This is a genomic window from Enterococcus sp. MMGLQ5-1 (genome assembly GCF_013155265.1).
GTDB lineage: Bacteria > Bacillota > Bacilli > Lactobacillales > Streptococcaceae > MMGLQ5-1.
The window spans coordinates 1-17,649 of sequence record NZ_JABJXU010000003.1 but is presented as its reverse complement, the minus strand read 5'-3'; the positions used below and the strand labels follow the sequence as shown (position 1 = coordinate 17,649).

Sequence of the window (17,649 nt, the reverse complement as noted above, 5' to 3'; positions counted from 1 at the left end):
TGACAAGATACAATCTAATTAACGATAATATTTTTTAATCGATAACGATTGTTAAAAACTAATCCTTCTCTAAATCCTTAGCCTTTTCAGCCTTTGCTAGCTTCTCTTTTTCCAGCCTTATCTTACGATTAGGATTGTATTTATTAAACAGTGCTTCAATTTTATCTGGTGTCCATGCCTCAGAGCTGACGACAAAATTGCCATCCTTATCACGATTAGAAATAATTTGTATTTCGCCCAAAATATCACCTACCTATATCTTAAAGTGCCTTACTGCCAATATCATGGCGATAAAAGAAATTCTCAAAATTTAATTGATCTAATTCATTATAAATCTCTTTTTGAGCTGCTTCAACATTTTTTCCACTCTGAGCTAATAAAAGGACGCGACCACCATTAGAAACTAGCTGATTATCAACCGCCTTGACACCAGCATAGTAAACTGTTGAATTTAGCTTGGTTAAATCAGGTAGAGGCTTACCATTTTGATAGGCATTTGGATAGCCTTCGCTTGCAACGACCACGCCAATAGTCACACCATCCTTTTCCCAGCTGATTTCAGGCGCTTTCTCCTCAAGAATATCTTCAATAATTTGGGCAAAATCACTTGTCAAACGTGGTAATACGACTTGAGTTTCAGGATCACCAAAACGAGCATTAAACTCAATCACTTTTGGACCTTCAGCAGTTAAAATTAAGCCGGCATATAAAATACCTGTAAAGCTTGTCCCCTCATTAATCATCGCCATCACCGTTGGCTTAACAATCTCTTCAATTGCTTCGTCAATTACTGCCTGTGGGATATGTGAAACAGGTGCATATGCGCCCATGCCACCAGTATTAGGTCCCTTGTCACCATCGAAGGCACGCTTATGGTCCTGTGCAATAATCATTGGATAATATTTATCATCCTTCACAAAATTCAAGAGTGAAAATTCTTCGCCATCTAAAAATTCTTCAATGACAACCTGAGCGCCACTCGAACCAAATTTATTGCCAGAGAGCATATCCTTCACTGCTTCAATTGCAATGTCTTCGGTTTCTGCAACCACAACACCTTTACCTGCTGCTAGACCATCTGCTTTAATCACAATCGGTGCACCATTGGCTTTAATATATTCGATTGCTAAATCAATGTCAGAAAAGGTTTCAGAGGCAGCCGTTGGGATTTGATATTTTTTCATCAGCTGCTTAGCAAAATCCTTTGAGCCTTCGATAATCGCTGCATTTTTTCTTGGTCCAAATACCCGCAAGCCGTTTGCTTCAAAGTCATCAACAATTCCATTCATTAAAGGCACTTCAGGACCAATAAAGGTGAAACTAATTTGATTTTTCTTGGCAAAATCGATTAACGCTGAATGGTTAGCTTCAGCAATGTCCACCAGCTGGATACCATCCTTAACCATACCAACATTGCCCTTAGCCACGAAAACCTCTGAAACTTGGTCACTTTCTAAAAATTTCTTGGCAATTGCGTGTTCACGACCGCCTGATCCAATGACTAAGATTTTTTTCATGAATACTCCTTACATTTAAATAATAATTGATAATTAATAACTAATAAATTAATGTCTAAAATGTCTCACGTCAGTAAAGAGCATAGTTAAGCCATATTTGTTCGCTGTATCAATTGAATCTTGATCACGCACACTGCCACCAGGCTGGATAATTGCTTTAATACCTGCCTTGGCAATCTCTTCAACATTATCTGCAAAGGGGAAGAAGGCATCGCTGGCTAAAACAGCACCTTCTAAGTGGGCTTTAGCTTGTTCAATTGCTATTTTTACCGAGCCAACACGATTCATTTGTCCTGCCCCAATTCCCAAGGTTTGATGGTCATTGGCAATCAAAATGGCGTTGGATTTAACATATTTAATTGAGCGCCATGCAAATTCTAATGCTATTAATTCTTCATTAGACGGTTGACGCTCTGTGACCACCTGCCACTCATTTACATTTGCTTTGATAACATCCTGATTTTGCACAAGAAGACCACCAAGTGTACCGGTGTACTCAGGCTCACTCTCTGATTTTTCAGCATTAGCAAAGTCTAATTGCAGCAGACGCAAATTTTTCTTTTTAGTCGTTAATATTTCAAGAGCTTCAGCAGAAAAACTAGGCGCAATAATAATTTCTAAGAATACAGGGTGCATTTTAGTGGCTGTCGCAGCATCAACCTGACGATTTAAAACGACAATACCGCCAAAAATCGAAACTGAATCTGCTTCATAGGCAAAATCCCAAGCCTGTTCAATGGTCTCAGCAGTACCGATGCCACACGGATTCATATGCTTTAATGCAACGACCGTCGGTGCTGTAAATTCTCTTGCAATGTGAATCGCCGCATCTGCATCACGAATATTATTAAATGATAATTCTTTACCATTTAATTGCTTCGCGCTGGCAATTGAATAATCAGTTGGCAACGCACTTTGATAATACGCCGCACTTTGTTGCGGATTTTCACCATAGCGTAAATCCTGCTTCAAATCATAAGCCAAGGTTAATTTTTCTGGCTCCTTTTCTGCAACCTGTTCAGTCAGAAAACCTGCAATTAAGCTATCATAATAGGCAGTATGACGGAAGGTCTTAGCAGCTAGGCGCTTGCGAGTCGCTAAAGCCGTGTCGCCAGCCTGCTCAACTTCTGCTAAAACAGCTTCATAATCCTCTGGGTCAACTACTACTGTTACTGCTGCATGATTTTTCGCAGCAGAACGCAGCATTGAAGGACCACCAATATCAATATTTTCAATTGCCTCTTGATAGGTAACATCTGGCTTTTCAATGGTTGCTTTAAATGGATAAAGATTGACAACCACTAAATCAATTGGTTGAATGTCATGTTCAGCCATGGCTGCCATATGTGTTTTTAAATCACGACGCCCAAGTAGGCCACCATGAATTTTAGGATGGAGGGTTTTTACTCGACCATCCATCATCTCTGGAAAGCCAGTTACCTCATCAATTGCAATTGTTTGGATGCCTGCAGCATCTAAGGCACTTTTAGTACCACCAGTTGAAATGATTTCAACACCAATTTCAACTAATTTCTTGGCAAATTCAACAATGCCTGCTTTATCTGAAACGCTAATTAATGCACGTTTAATCAATTTATTGCTTCCTTTCTGTTTTAAAAAGCTGAGAGTGCTTGCTATGACATGCTCGAATTTGGCTAAAAATGTATCATCATTTTATTTCCGACTGTGTCGGAAGCATACTACATATTCACATACCATGTATTATAAAATGATGATACAAAAACACACGCTACGCTGAAAGACAAGCCTTTCGACTTCGCTTAGTGTTCTAGCTGAGTGACCTTATTTTGACATGCTCGAACGGTAAACATTGTATTTTAAAATAAACGAAGCTTAACGCTTTAGCATTTTAGCTGAGTTATTGAAAAAATAAAATGTTTCGGGAGAGTACTGTCAAGGCCACGAAGCTGGATTACGAAACGTGCAACACACGTGCGCACAAATCATCTATTTTCCTAGCCACAGACCATTGAAGCTAGATGATTTAAAAAGCCGAAATGGTATATTAATCAATCTTGCTCTTTGAACTATTATTAAAAAATACAAAACCGTTATTAATAATCAAAAACAGGTCTGCTCACCCTTTTTTTCAATCAATTGTCTAACGACTGCTGGATAAAGTCGATGCTCCACTTGGTGAATTTTTGCCTCTAAGGTTGCCAATGTATCTGAAGCATCGACCAAAACTCGTTCTTGAACAATGATTTCACCTGTATCAACATTTGAATCAACATAATGAATCGTCACACCAGTTTCACTAACACCTGCCTTAAAGGCATCTTCAATGCCATGAGCGCCTTTAAAATTTGGTAAAAGTGCCGGATGAATATTAATGATCCGACCTTCATATTTCTCTAGTAAAGTCTGACCAACAATTTTCATGTAGCCAGCCAACAAAATAAAATCAACTTGATGCTTGTCAAGCAATTCAATGATTGCCAGCTCATAATCGACTTTACTTGAAAATTCCTTTAATTCAAAGGTGTAACTGGGCACCGATAACTTTTCAGCACGCTCTAAAACGAATGCTTGTCGCTTGTCACTAAAGACAAATTCAAGTTTTGCTGGAAAATCAGCCGAATTAATTGCTTTAGCTAAAACTTCAAAATTTGAACCATTACCTGAGGCAAAGATAGCAAGCTTAGTCAATGAAAACCACTTCGCTCTCTTGTTTTTCAGTTACTTTGCCAATTTCAAAGAAGGTCTCATCATTTGCCTTTAGAATCGCTTGAACCTCTGATAATTTTTCAGGCGCAACAGCTAATACCATGCCAATCCCCATATTAAAAATTTCATACATTTCAAGTGATTGAATTTCACCATATTGTTCTAAAACATCAAAAATAGCTAATTTTTCCCATGAACCAAGCTTGATTTCTGCTGAAAGTGCCGTTTGAAACATTCTTGGAATATTTTCAACAAAGCCACCACCAGTAATATGTGCCACACCGTTTAAAACTTGGGCATCAATCAACGGCTTTAATGCCTTAACATAAATTCTAGTTGGAGTTAACAATGCCTCGGCTACCGTCTGCTTTAGCTCTGGCACAATATCATCAACTTTTAAACCTTTTTTTTCAAAGAAAATTTGACGGACGAGGGAATAGCCATTGGAATGAATCCCACTTGAAGGTAGTCCTAATAAAACATCGCCAGCCTTAATCTTTTGCCCTGTAATCATTGCTGATTTTTCGGCGACACCAACCGCAAAGCCAGCTAAATCATAGTCATCCGCCTGATACATTCCCGGCATTTCTGCTGTTTCACCACCAATTAAGGCCGCACCAGCAGCTAAACAGCCATTGGCAACACCAGCAACAACCTGTTCAAGCCTCTCAGGAAGGTTTTTACCAGTTGCAATATAATCTAAAAAGTACAGAGGCTCTGCACCTTGTGCAACAATATCGTTGACACACATTGCAACACAATCAATCCCGATGGTATCATGCTTATCGGCATCAATAGCCACCTTTAATTTAGTGCCGACACCGTCAGTACCCGAAATTAAAACAGGCTCCTTTACATTAAGCTCTGTTAAATCAAAGGCGCCACCAAAGCCACCAATTGAACCCATTACGCCAAGACGCTCTGTTTTTTTAACGTGTTTTTTTATTCGTTCAACGACCTCATAGCCTGCATTAACGTCTACACCAGCTTTAGAATAAGCGTTTGCCATTAGTTCTCCTTTTATTTCAATTCTACATTTTATAATTCAAATTTATTATTTTTCACCAGTTTAATTTATTTAATCAGAAGGTGGTATTACTGTTTGCCTTCAGTAGTTGGTAAAGCTGCAATTAATGCATCCTCCTCAAGTGATTTACGATAATCAGCCTCATAGTCATACAGCGGTGTTGGATAATCACCATTAAAATATGCCATGCATAAGCCACTATATGGGGCGTCATTTTGCAAATTAATTGCATCAATCAAGCCCTGTTCACTCAAAAAGTAAAGTGAATCCGCACCGATAATATCCCTTATTTCTTCAACAGAGTGATTGGCAGCGATTAATTCTTTACGTGTTTGAATATCAATCCCATAAAAGCAGGGATATTTAAGTGGTGGCGAAGAAATCACAACGTGAACCTCTGCCGCTCCCGCCTCTTTTAAGAGCTGAACAATCCGACGACTTGTTGTGCCACGAACGATTGAATCATCTACCATCACTACACGCTTGCCTTCAACCACACCACGAACAGCAGATAATTTCATTCTGACACCTTGTTCACGTAGCTCCTGCGTTGGTTGAATGAAGGTCCGCTGGATGTATTGATTTTTTACCAGTCCAAGCTCATAAGGGAGACCACTTTCTTCTGCAAAGCCACTGGCAGCAGAAAGTGAAGAATTGGGCACACCAACCACAATATCGGCTTCAATCGGATATTCCTGTGCTAAGCGCTTGCCCATCCGCTTACGTGCTGTATGGACATTAACACCAGAGATTGTCGAATCAGGTCTAGCAAAATAGATAAATTCCATTGAACAAATAGCTAGCTGTGTATCATCCGTATATTTTTCAATTCGATAGCCATCATCATTAATGATAATCATTTCACCCGGTGCCACATCACGAATCAAAGTTGCACCAATGACTTCAAAGGCACAGGTTTCACTCGCCACAACATAGGCACCGTTTTTCATTTGACCCAGTGCCAATGGTCGAAAGCCGTTGGGATCTAGTGCAGCAATCATCTCATTTTCAGTCATCAAAAGGTAAGCAAAGCCGCCTTTAACTGTATTGAGTGCCTCTTTCATCTTATCAATCACATTATCAGCAGTTGAGCGACGAATCAAATGCATTAAAATCTCAGTGTCCGAATTTGAATGATAAATACCGCCACTTTCTTCTAATTCACGTCTTAAAGAAATAGCATTAGTAAGATTACCATTATGAGCCAAGCCAAACTGACCATTATAAAACTTGAATAATAAAGGTTGGATATTATTAATTGATTTACTACCCGAAGTCGCATAGCGGACATGTCCAATCGCTGCCTGACCTTTTAGCTTAGTCAAATCGCGCTCGTTTTTAAAAACATCTGCTAATAAGCCTAAATCACGATGACCACGTAGCTTGCCATTTTCATTTGAAACAATGCCAGCCCCCTCTTGACCACGATGCTGTAAACTGTGAAGGCCAAAATAAGTGACACGACTTGCATCTGGATGTCCCCAAATTCCAAAAAGGCCGCATTCCTCATTTAAACTTTTTACTTCAACCATTCTTGAATCCCTTTCCTAGTTCTTATTCTGGAAATAGCTGACCGCACTGACAAATAGTGACTGCTCCTTATTTCCCGGAATATTTTTAAACAACCCAGCTTCAAAGCGCTCTGAGTGCCCCATTTTACCTAAAATTTGACCATTTTTACTAATGATTCCTTCAATCGCTGCAACCGAGCCATTGGGATTAAATTCACTAGCCATTGATGGCTGACCCGAAAAATCAGCATATTGACTAATAATTTGACCATTTTCAATCAGTTCAGCTAATTCCTTCTCCGAAACTACAAACTTCCCTTCACCATGTGAAACTGGAATCGTATGAATATCACCTACTTGAACACCAGCCAGCCAAGGTGAATTAGTATTGGCAATCCGAGTTTCTACCATTTTTGCAACGTGCTGATTAGCATCATTATAAAACAGGGTTGGACTCGTTGCTGTAATTTGATCAAATCGACCATAAGGTAGTAAGCCAGATTTGACAAGTGCTTGGAAGCCATTACAGATACCTAAAATTAAACCACCTTTAGCAATAAAGGCATCAATGGCTGCTTTAACTTTTTGGTTAAGCAGAATATTGACAATAAATTTTGCACTACCATCAGGCTCATCTGCTGCTGAAAAGCCACCGCTTAGCATCAAAATTTGAGCTTGCTTTAAATTTTCAACCATTTGATCGATTGATTCGGCAATCGTCTTTTCATTTAAAGTAATGAAAGGTACAATTTTCGTTTCAGCACCAGCCGCCTCAAAGGCTTTTGCTGAATCGTATTCACAGTTTGTACCTGGAAAGACTGGTAAATAAACCAAGGGCTTCGCAACCGTCGTTGAATTATTAATCACAGCTTGACCTTTAACCTCTGGTACTTCGACAAGCGCTTGATTCTGTTCAAAGGTAGTTGGATAAATCTTTTCAAAGGTACCCTCAAAAGCAGCAAGCAAGCCTTGACCAGCAATTTCAATTTGATTAATTGTTAATTTAAATTCATTAGTTGTTTGTCCAATTCTTTCAACACCTGCTAAGTCAATTTTTTCTGAGCTTGTCAAAATAAAGCCACCAAACTCAGCTGCCAATAAATCTTCTATACATTCTAGCTCAACCGCTGCACCAATTTGATTACCAAAGCTCATCAAGGCAATTGCTTCGCCAAAGCCACCTGTTTTTGTCGAAATGGCAGAGCTAATTGGATACGATTTTTGTAATTGATCTACTAAAGCAAAATTCGCTTTAATTTTTGCATAATCAATTACTTCGGTAATCCTTTCACCCTTAATATAGTAAATATAATCCCCAGCAGTTTTAAATTCTGGCGATAAAATACGAGCTGCCGTCGAGGTTGTCACACCAAAGGCGACTAGACTTGGTGGCACATTGATATTTTCAAAGCTACCACTCATTGAATCCTTACCGCCAATACTTGGTAAACCAAGCTCAACCTGTGCTTGAATTGAGCCTAAAAGCGCTGCAAGTGGTTTGCCAAAGCGTTCTGGATTCTTATCCATTCTTTCAAAATACTCTTGATATGAAAAACGTGCCTTCGACCAATCACTACCTGTCGCAACTAAGCGAGCAGTTGCCTCGATTACCGCATAGGCAGCACCATGATAAGGCGACCAAGCAGCAATATCTGGGTGATAACCGTGTGCTAATAGGCTTACTGTACTGGTTGTCCCATTTAAAACTGGCAATTTCTGAACTGAGCTTTCTACTGGTGTGATTTGATAGCGACCACCGATTGGCTGATTAACCGTTGAACGACCAATGCTGCTATCAAATATTGTTTGCAGTCCCTTTTGACTCGCATGATTCATTTTGGCTAGTAATTGAGTCAAATCAGCTGAAAGCAGCTCTGTGCTCGTCCTTTGCGTAAATGGCATCGCTTGACCCTCATCAACCACAATCGCATCAATGGCGCTTCTGGCACCATTGGTATCTAAGAAACGACGGTCAAGCTCAACAATTTTTTCACCATTCCAGCGCATAACAAGCTGTGCTGCTTCAGTCACCTCAGCCACCTGTACCGCTAAAATATTTTCCTTGGCCGCTGCCGCAATAAAACCATCAACAGCGCTTGCCTCAACGACAACAGCCATGCGCTCCTGTGACTCGGAAATGGCAATTTCCGTACCATTTAGCCCTTGGTATTTCAGTGGTACTAAATCTAAATTAATATCAACACCATCTGCCAATTCACCAATCGCCACACAAACACCACCAGCGCCAAAGTCATTGGACTTTTTAATCAGCTTGGTGACGGTTGGATTTCTAAACAAGCGCTGAATTTTTCGTTCTTCAATCGGATTGCCCTTTTGAACCTCACTACCAGCTGTTTCAACGGAAGTTTTTGTCTGTACCTTTGATGAGCCGGTCGCCCCACCAACACCGTCACGGCCTGTCTTGCCACCTAATAAGATAATTGCATCACCTGCTTTGGGTGCAATTCGCTTAACGTTTGCCTTTGGTGCAGCACCGACAACCGCGCCAACCTCCATCCGCTTAGCAACAAAGCCGTCATGGAAGTATTCTTTGACATAAGTCGTTGCCAGACCAATTTGGTTACCATAAGAGCTATAGCCATGCGCTGCATCCTTTGAAATGACCTGCTGTGGTAGCTTACCAGCCATTGTTTCTTGAACCGGCTGTAAAATATTGCCCGCACCAGTAATCCGCATTGCTTGATAAACATAAGAACGACCAGATAATGGATCCCGAATTGCGCCACCAATACAGGTTGAAGCGCCACCAAAGGGCTCAATTTCTGTTGGATGATTATGCGTTTCATTTTTAAACATTAATAGCCAAGGCTCCTTGACACCATTGACATCAACCTCGATTTCAACGCTACAGGCATTTATTTCATCACTAACCTCTAAATCATCGAGACGACCATTTGCACGCTCATAACGGCCGAAAATAGTTGCCAAGTCCATCAAGGTTTTTGGCTTCGCCTGACGATTTAATTCGTTGCGCATTGCTAAATACTGGTCATAGGTTGCTTGAAGCTGTGTTTGAAATTGACTTCTTGAAAAATCAACATTTTTTAACTCCGTCTCGAAGGTCGTATGACGACAGTGATCGGACCAATAGGTGTCTAAAACCTTTAATTCTGTTTCCGTCGGACTGCGTTTAATGGATTGGAAGTATTCCTGAATGCAAAGTAAATCCGCAACCTCCATTGCCAAACCATTTTCTTGTTTAAAGTTGGCAAAATCAGCCGCAGCTGCTGTATTAAAAAAAGCTAAAACAGGTATTTTCTTATCCGAGTCAGCAAATTGCTCGAGCTGGATTGGTTCAGTAATTGTTTTAAAACGTGAATCAACAGGATTCAGCAGGTAATTTTTAATCCTATCAAATTCTAAGGCTGCAATGTCAGCATTCACCAAATAAAGCTGTGCCGAATTCACCTTAACCTCTGTATTGGCACCTAGTAAAAATAGAGCTTCCTCAGCAGAAGCAGCTCGTTGATCAAACTGACCTGGCAAGGCTTCAATGCAAAAATTTAACTTTTTCGTTAATAATGAATCAATTTCTGCTTGCTTTAATAATTGATCGGTCACCTTTTCAGCAAAAATATGATTTTCAGCCTCTGTTAATAATGCTTCATCAATATTAAAAACATCATAAACTTGAATTAACTGAACGGAGGTCAATGTTTCAAGCTGTAAATTATTTTTTAATTCTTTTAGTAACGCGATATCCTTAATTTTAAAGTTCTCTTTTTTTTCGACAAAAATTCGTTTGTTCATCTCTCCACCTTAATTATATTAATGTATACCTAATCAATTAACCCAACCAAAGCGACTTATTTTGTCAAACGGTTTAAAACCTCTTGATAAACAGGAATGATATCTCCCAAGTCACGACGATACAAATCCTTATCTAAGTGTTCATTCGTTTCTAAATCCCATAAACGACAGGTATCTGGGGAAATTTCATCTGCTAGCACAATCGCACCATCCGCATTGCGACCAAACTCTAGTTTAAAATCGATTAGCTTAATACTGGTTTTTTTAAATATTTCAATTAATGCTTGATTAATTTCAAGCGTTGCTGCCTTAATTTCCGCAATTTCTGCTTCGGTTGCAATTTCAAAATTTAAAATGTGCGCATCATTAATAAATGGATCATCCAATTCATCCGCTTTATAGTAAAATTCAATAATTGGTTGTTTGAGCTGAATACCTTCTTCAATACCAAAGCGCTTTGAAAAGCTACCCGCAACGTAATTTCGTAGAACAACCTCTAGTGGAAACATTGTCATTTTTTGAATTAATTGTTCGGTTTTTGATATTTTTTCGATAAAATGACTCTGGATGCCCTGTTCAGCCAAAGCCTCAAAGATACTAGATGTAATCTGATTATTGAGCTCACCCTTACCTTGAATCGCATCCTTTTTCAAGCCATTCAAAGCAGTTGCTTGGTTCAAATATTCAACCCATAGAACGTTTTCATCGTTTGTTTTAAATAGTTGCTTCGCTTTACCTTCATAAATTAATTCACCTTTTGAAATCACAATAATCTCCTTTTATTATTTTTTGACAATTTTAGTTTAACAAATTCATAAAATTTACGACTTGAAAAACCAAATTAATTTTAAAATCTAACATTCATTGTTCGGTTTTTTTAATTTGATGCTTGTATTTGAAAATTAGCTTATATAAGGATAAGATTAGAATAATAGGAATTGATAACAATCGGAGGAGATATGGGAGAAATTTTTTTAATCTTGAGCTTTTCATTATTTTTATCGGCCTTCTGTCGAAAAATCAATCTGCCAGTCGTCATAGGACAGCTCGCTGTTGGGATTATCCTTGGACCAGCAATTTTAAACTGGCTTCATTCAGCTGATGAAATCGCAATATTAGCTGAGCTTGGGGTTATTTTTCTGATGTTCTTGGCAGGACTTGAAAGTGACATTAATTTATTAAAACGTAATATAAAGCCAGCTGCTACCGTCGCCATTTGTGGCGTACTGATACCACTTATCAGCTTTGCATTTCTCGGTCATTTGCTTGGCTATCAATTTAATCAATCCTTTTTCTTAGGCATTGTTTTTGCAGCAACTAGCGTTTCAATTACTGTAGAAGTATTAAACGAATATAAGGCTTTAAAATCCGACGCAGGAGCGACTATTTTAGGTGCTGCTGTCGTTGATGATATTCTAGCAGTTCTAATACTCAGCTTCTTTATTTCAAGCATCGGCATTCAATCAACAAATGGCTTAAGCTTAGCCTTGCCAATTCAAATTTTACTTGAATTATTATTCATTATCTTTATTTATCTCTTAGCACGCTACCTCGCCTTTTACCTTTTAAGGCTGGCTAATCGTCTACCAGTATATGCTGCTAGTACAATGTTTTCAATCATGCTATGTCTGGGCTTAGCGTATGCTGCCGAATTAGTTGGAATGAGTGATGTCATCGGTGCCTTTTTTGCAGGCGTCATCGTTTCACAAAGTCAGGCTGCCAAAGAAATTGAAACCCGCGTATCTACCATTGCCTATGTTATTTTTATTCCAATATTCTTTGCCAGTATTGGTTTAAATATGAGCTTTGACGGTCTATCTAAAAATCTCATTTTAATTATTGGCATGACGCTATTAGCAGTCATCACCAAGATAGTGCCTGCTGCACTAGCAGCCAAAGGATTCGGATTTAAAACAAAAGAAGCCCTTTTGATTGGTAGTGGGATGATTAGCCGAGGAGAGATGGCATTGATTGTCCTTCAAATCGGACTAAGTGCACAATTACTAGAACAAGCAAGCTATTCAAGCTTAGTCATCGTCATTATTCTCACCACCTTGATTGCACCATTTATGATTAAATGGTGTCTTAAGAATCAAGCATAAGCTAAATTGTCGATTGATACGAAAAATCCAATCTTTCCGAGAAAGATTGGGAAATCTTCATTACTGAACATGATTTACAGGTCAAAAAAGGAGCAAGGACAAAAGTCCTCCCTCCTTTCATATTGTTCGTAATTTACGAAGGACAATGCGACAACGGCTAGGAAAATGGACAAATTTCCGAACATTTGCAAGCAATTGCCATCAATTTCCTAATTTTCTCCGACGCTAAACGTCTTTTGTCCCACCTCTTTTTAAGCTTTTTTATTCTACACTCTTCAGTGACTCAACCATATTAATTTTGCGGAGCTTGAAAAACATTACGAAATTGACAAAAATAGAAAAAGCAATCGTGATCAGCACTGAATAAACATAGCTAGAGATTGCGATATTTCGGCCAAACATAATGTCATCCACCTCCACCGTAACAATTAAATAACGATGCAGGAAAGTGCCCATTACGACACCAAACAGTGAGCCGATAATTGTCAATAAGATATTTTCCCGATAAACATATTCAGCTAATTCTAAGTCATAAAAGCCTAAAACTTTTATTGTGGCTAATTCACGCCGGCGTTCGTTAATATTAATATTATTTAAATTATATAAAACAACAAAGGCTAATAAGCCTGCCGACAAAATTAATACCCAAATAACCGAATCTAATGCCTTAAGCATATCATTCATGGTAGTTTTCAAGCTTTCAGTATATTGTATTGTTAAGGTAGCCGGCTCCTCCAATAAACGTTCACTTAGTGCATCCGTCGCTTGACTGTCATTTTTAAGTATTAATAAATAATCGTTAAACTGAGGTGACTTGCCATATAACTTTTGATAGAGCTTAGGTGAAAGGTAGGTATAGTACATCACGTAATTTTCTGTTACTTCAGCTACTTTTACTGATACTTGGTTGCGACCCTCGTCAGAAAGCTTAATGGTATCACCTTTTTTAACGTTCAGTAGTCGTGCCATTTTTTCGGAGATAATGACCCCATCATCATTCAATTGGTAAACCTTACCACTCTTACGATCCCTGAAAGTTAAATAATCATCTAAACCACTAAGTGTTTTTGGTACTACGACATAGCTATCTAAGTGCTCATCGCCAAAGCTCACACGCTGTGTTTTCATTTGAATTGGTAAATTACTTTTGATTGCCTTCTCATCAGCTAAAGTAGCCTGTAATTTTTCAACCGACGCGCTATCAGTCTCAGAATTCCCCATTAAAAGCGCATCATAGGTTTGTAATTTGTTATATTGCAAAGTGCTAATATCCAAAATTGAATCACGCAGGCCAAAACCAATTAAGATTAGCGAAAGACAGCTACCAATCCCAAAAATCGTCATTATAAAACGCTTTTTATAGCGAAATAAATTACGAATCGTCGCCTTCCAGGTGAAGCTCAAATGATTCCATATTAAGCCAATTCGTTCTAGTAAGACACGTTTACCCGCCTTAGGCACAGGTGGTCGCATCAAGGCAGCTGGCGATTGGAAAAGTGCCCGATAGCAAGAGAAAACTGTCGCGCCAATTGTTGCGACAAAGGCGGCACCAACTGAGATCAAGGCAAATTTTAAATTATAAGGCATCGTACCAATTGGCATATTTGAATACATAATGCCATAGGCACTGATAATAATACGTGGAAATATTTTTTCACCAATTAAAACACCAATCACACCACCGATAATCGTTGCTAAAAAGGCATAGGTTAAATATTTAAAGGCAATATCACGTTTGCTATAGCCGAGTGCCTTTAAGGTACCAATATTCATTCGCTCCTCTTCAACCATCCGAGTCATCGTTGTTAAGCTAATCAGAGCCGCTACTAAAAAGAAGATTAGAGGAAAGACATTGCCAATATTTTTAATTCTTTCAGCATTATCTCCTAAACCTGAAAAATCAGGTAAATCATCTCTTGTTTGAATTTGCCAGGTCGGTGTCTGAAGCTGATTGATTTGTGCCTGCGCTTCATCAATCTTTACCGTATTTTCACTAATCAGATTTTCTAAGGCAGCTTGATTTACAGCTTGACCGTCGATTATCATTGTCTGACCTGCCGACTGACCAAGCAGCGCTGACTGTGCTTGCAATGCCTCAAGCTGCGTTTTAGCAGAAGCAACAGAGGCTTGTGCCGCCGATTTCAGCTCATCGTAGCGCTTTTGGTTTTGTGTTGCTGAAAGCTTTTCTAACCGCTTAGTCACGGTATCAATTAAATTATCATACGCTTTGGTATACGCCGTTAAATCCTCGGCACCAGCCACTTGAATTAAAATCTGAGTCGATAAATCCGTTAAATTAAAATTAGCTTCAGTCACATACATGAAACCAGAAATGGTGCCATTGCCAATATTCGTGCTACCACGTCCATAAGAAATATAGGCTGGACTATTAACTATTGCCGTAATTTTATATGCTTTCTCAGTTAAGAGGGCGTTTGAAGTAGTTTCTGTATCGGCAAGCGTAATGGTATCGCCAAGCTTATATTGATTTGCCTTGGCAACCTTGCTATCAATCGCCACCTCACCAACCGCTTGCGGTAATTTGCCGGAAACAACCTCAAGCTGATTGATTTTTGAAGTCAAGGATTCAACACGCATGACAATTTGTTCATTGTCTGATTCGATTAGGACATCTGCTAAATTGGCAACCTCTGCATACTTTACCCCTTTTACCGCTTGGATCGCTTTTAGGTCATCAGCAGTTAAGCCCTGCGTCGCAATAATTCTTATATCCATTAGCCCCTGCTGATCAAAATAGGCATCAGCATTATAGCGCATATCCGGGGCGGTCGATTGTAAGCCTGCGTAAAAGGCCACACCAAGTGCAACGATAAAAAGAATGGATAAAAATCGATTAAAGCTTTTTTTTATTTCAACCAGTAAATCTTTATAAAGTGCTTTTTTCCGCATGCTCATCACCACTCAATCGTTTCAACTGGACGAGGTGACTCATTTTGATAATTGTCAGAAACGGTACCATTTTTAATTTTAATCACTCTGTCAGCCATTTCAACCAAGGCACTGTTGTGGGTGATAATAATTACCGTCATTTTATTTTGGCGACTGGTATCCTGCAATAGCTTTAATATTGATTTACCTGTTTGGTAATCTAGGGCACCTGTTGGCTCATCGCATAATAGCAGCTTAGGATTTTTGGCTAAGGCTCTAGCAATTGCAACACGCTGCTGTTCACCACCTGAAAGCTGTGCAGGAAAATTAGACATTCTATCTGTTAAGCCGACAGCGCGTAATGTCGTTTCAACGTCTAGTGCATTCGGTGAAACGGCAGTTGCCAGCTCAACATTTTCCTTCGCCGTCAAATTGGGTACTAAATTATAAAATTGAAAAACAAAGCCAACCTCTAAACGACGATACTTGGTCAGCTGTCGCTCGGTAAATTGAGCAATATCAGTGCCATCGACAATGATTTCACCACTTGTCGGTGTATCCATGCCACCAAGAATATTTAAAATGGTTGATTTACCAGCACCGCTCGGTCCCAAAATAACAACCAGCTCCCCTTCTTGCACCTCAAAATTTAAATCATTATTTGCGACAATCTCCGTTTCGCCCATCTGATATTTTTTATAGGTATGCTTAACCTCGATTAAATTCATCATTTCCTCCCAGCTTTTAGTTAGTCCGTATCTAAATAATAGCATATTTTGAAAAAGAACCTCTACTGATGAAGCTAAGATAATAAGAGATTTTAGAAGCTGGCAATTTGACAGGCATTAGCTAAAATTGATGATAATGTAAAGACAGTTTGTCCATTCTTTCTCAGAATGATTGGATTATTTGCAGGAAAATGGTGCAACTAACGTGAATTCGGCATTCTTTCCGAGAAACAATACCAGATTCGCACAAAAACAGCACTTTCAACGTGAATTTGGAATTGTTTCCGAGAAACAATACCGGATTCGCACAAAAACAACACTTTCAACGTGAATTTGGTATTCTTTCTGCGAAACAATACCGGATCCGCACAAAAACAGCACTTTCAACGTGAATTTGGTATTCTTTCTGCGAAACAATACCAGATTCTCACAAAAACAGCACTTTCAACGTGAATTTGGTATTCTTTCTGCGAAACAATACCAGATTCTCACAAAAACACCCCTCAGCAGCGATTCTGAGGGGCTTAATACAAATATAGCTTAGTCCTTATTTCGTTGTTTGTGCTTATAGTACAAGATAATAGTCACAAGCATAATCACAGCTAGGCCAATAGCTGGGCTAAGCAAGTCTTCACCTGTCCGTGGTAAGCTAAAATGACGCCAGCGCTTATCATGAGGTACCTGCTGCTGCTTCGTCTGACTAGGCGCAGACGATTTTGAGGCTTCCGAGGCCTGTGACTCTGATGGCTCCGTTGGCTGAGTTGGTGGTGTCTCAGCTTTTTCAAGTGCCCATTGGGCAGTTAAGAGGTGATTGCATTGAATCGCCACAAGCACAGCCGAGCCTTGATAAACCGTCTCGCCTTCGTCGTCTGCTTGCCAGCCGGTAAAGGTGTAGCCCGCACGCGTTGGGATTTCAGTGGCTACCTGATAATCTGCACCGGCTGTCACAAGGCTTGTCGCGGGTAAGCCTGTAACCGCGTCACCAGTCCCCTTGGCATAGCGAATCAGATATTGCTTGCGCCATTGCGCCGTCAAAACGGTATCACGGCTCAATTTTTCGAGCGTATCAGCTGCTTGATAAATCGTTTGCGCTGCATCATCTGCTTGCCAGCCAGTGAAAACATAGCCGATGCGAGCTGGTGCTTCTGTGGCTGGAATCTGATAATCAAAACCGACACGCACCGTGGCTTGCGGTGGCAGACCAATCACTAAATCACTTGTGCCCTTGGCATAGCTGACCTTTAGAGGCTTGGACCATTGGGCAGTTAGAGTAATGTGTGCTTGCACATTGACAATACTAGCGCCTGGTTGATAAATGGTTTTTGCCGCATCATCCGCCTGCCAGCCAGAAAAGTCATAGCCCACTCGAGCTGGCAGCTCTGTTGAGATTGGGTAGGTCGTACCGGCTAAAACGGT

Annotated in this window: 12 protein-coding genes; 1 reads left to right on the top strand and 11 read right to left on the bottom strand. The window is 39.7% G+C overall.

Annotation, left to right across the window (positions count from 1 at the left end; genetic code table 11):
- Nucleotides 1-58: 58 nt before the first annotated feature.
- From HOY35_RS04395 to purC, 8 genes are all read right to left on the bottom strand, one after another.
- Complete coding sequence (locus HOY35_RS04395; protein ID WP_172213954.1) at nt 59-241, bottom strand: hypothetical protein; 183 nt, start codon at nt 239-241, stop codon at nt 59-61.
- A gap of 19 nt (nt 242-260) precedes the next feature.
- Nucleotides 261-1,517, bottom strand: a complete 1,257-nt coding sequence (gene purD, locus HOY35_RS04390; RefSeq protein ID WP_172213956.1) for a phosphoribosylamine--glycine ligase — start codon at nt 1,515-1,517, stop codon at nt 261-263.
- A gap of 48 nt (nt 1,518-1,565) precedes the next feature.
- Nucleotides 1,566-3,110 (bottom strand): bifunctional phosphoribosylaminoimidazolecarboxamide formyltransferase/IMP cyclohydrolase, encoded by a 1,545-nt coding sequence (purH, locus tag HOY35_RS04385; protein ID WP_172213958.1) that lies wholly within the window; start codon nt 3,108-3,110, stop codon nt 1,566-1,568.
- Between the two features lie 489 nt (nt 3,111-3,599).
- Entirely contained in the window at nt 3,600-4,187 is a 588-nt protein-coding gene (purN, locus tag HOY35_RS04380) for a phosphoribosylglycinamide formyltransferase (RefSeq protein WP_172213960.1), read from the bottom strand.
- The gene (purM, locus tag HOY35_RS04375; protein ID WP_172213962.1) at nt 4,180-5,214 is read right to left on the bottom strand and encodes a phosphoribosylformylglycinamidine cyclo-ligase; all 1,035 of its coding nucleotides are present in this window, start codon (nt 5,212-5,214) and stop codon (nt 4,180-4,182) included. Before purM ends, purN begins: the two co-directional genes overlap by 8 nt.
- Before the next feature lie 86 nt (nt 5,215-5,300).
- The gene (gene purF / locus HOY35_RS04370) at nt 5,301-6,764 is read right to left on the bottom strand and encodes an amidophosphoribosyltransferase (protein ID WP_172213964.1); all 1,464 of its coding nucleotides are present in this window, start codon (nt 6,762-6,764) and stop codon (nt 5,301-5,303) included.
- 15 nt (nt 6,765-6,779) lie between these two features.
- Nucleotides 6,780-10,514, bottom strand: coding sequence for a phosphoribosylformylglycinamidine synthase (locus HOY35_RS04365; protein ID WP_172213966.1), 3,735 nt, complete (start codon nt 10,512-10,514; stop codon nt 6,780-6,782).
- A gap of 56 nt (nt 10,515-10,570) precedes the next feature.
- Nucleotides 10,571-11,278: a phosphoribosylaminoimidazolesuccinocarboxamide synthase gene (gene purC / locus HOY35_RS04360; RefSeq protein WP_172213980.1), complete on the bottom strand. Its 708-nt coding sequence runs from the start codon at nt 11,276-11,278 to the stop codon at nt 10,571-10,573.
- Between the two features lie 195 nt (nt 11,279-11,473).
- Here purC and HOY35_RS04355 point away from each other — a divergent pair, with 195 nt between their 5' ends.
- Complete coding sequence (locus HOY35_RS04355) at nt 11,474-12,616, top strand: cation:proton antiporter (protein WP_172213968.1); 1,143 nt, start codon at nt 11,474-11,476, stop codon at nt 12,614-12,616.
- A 261-nt stretch (nt 12,617-12,877) separates the two neighbouring features.
- Here HOY35_RS04355 and HOY35_RS04350 read toward each other — a convergent pair whose 3' ends face one another.
- The 3 genes from HOY35_RS04350 to HOY35_RS04340 all read right to left on the bottom strand — a co-directional run.
- Complete coding sequence (locus tag HOY35_RS04350) at nt 12,878-15,526, bottom strand: FtsX-like permease family protein (RefSeq protein WP_172213970.1); 2,649 nt, start codon at nt 15,524-15,526, stop codon at nt 12,878-12,880.
- 5 nt (nt 15,527-15,531) lie between these two features.
- Nucleotides 15,532-16,233: an ABC transporter ATP-binding protein gene (locus HOY35_RS04345; RefSeq protein WP_172213972.1), complete on the bottom strand. Its 702-nt coding sequence runs from the start codon at nt 16,231-16,233 to the stop codon at nt 15,532-15,534.
- 540 nt (nt 16,234-16,773) lie between these two features.
- Nucleotides 16,774-17,649: InlB B-repeat-containing protein (locus HOY35_RS04340; protein ID WP_172285816.1), on the bottom strand; the 876-nt coding region annotated here is incomplete at its 5' end.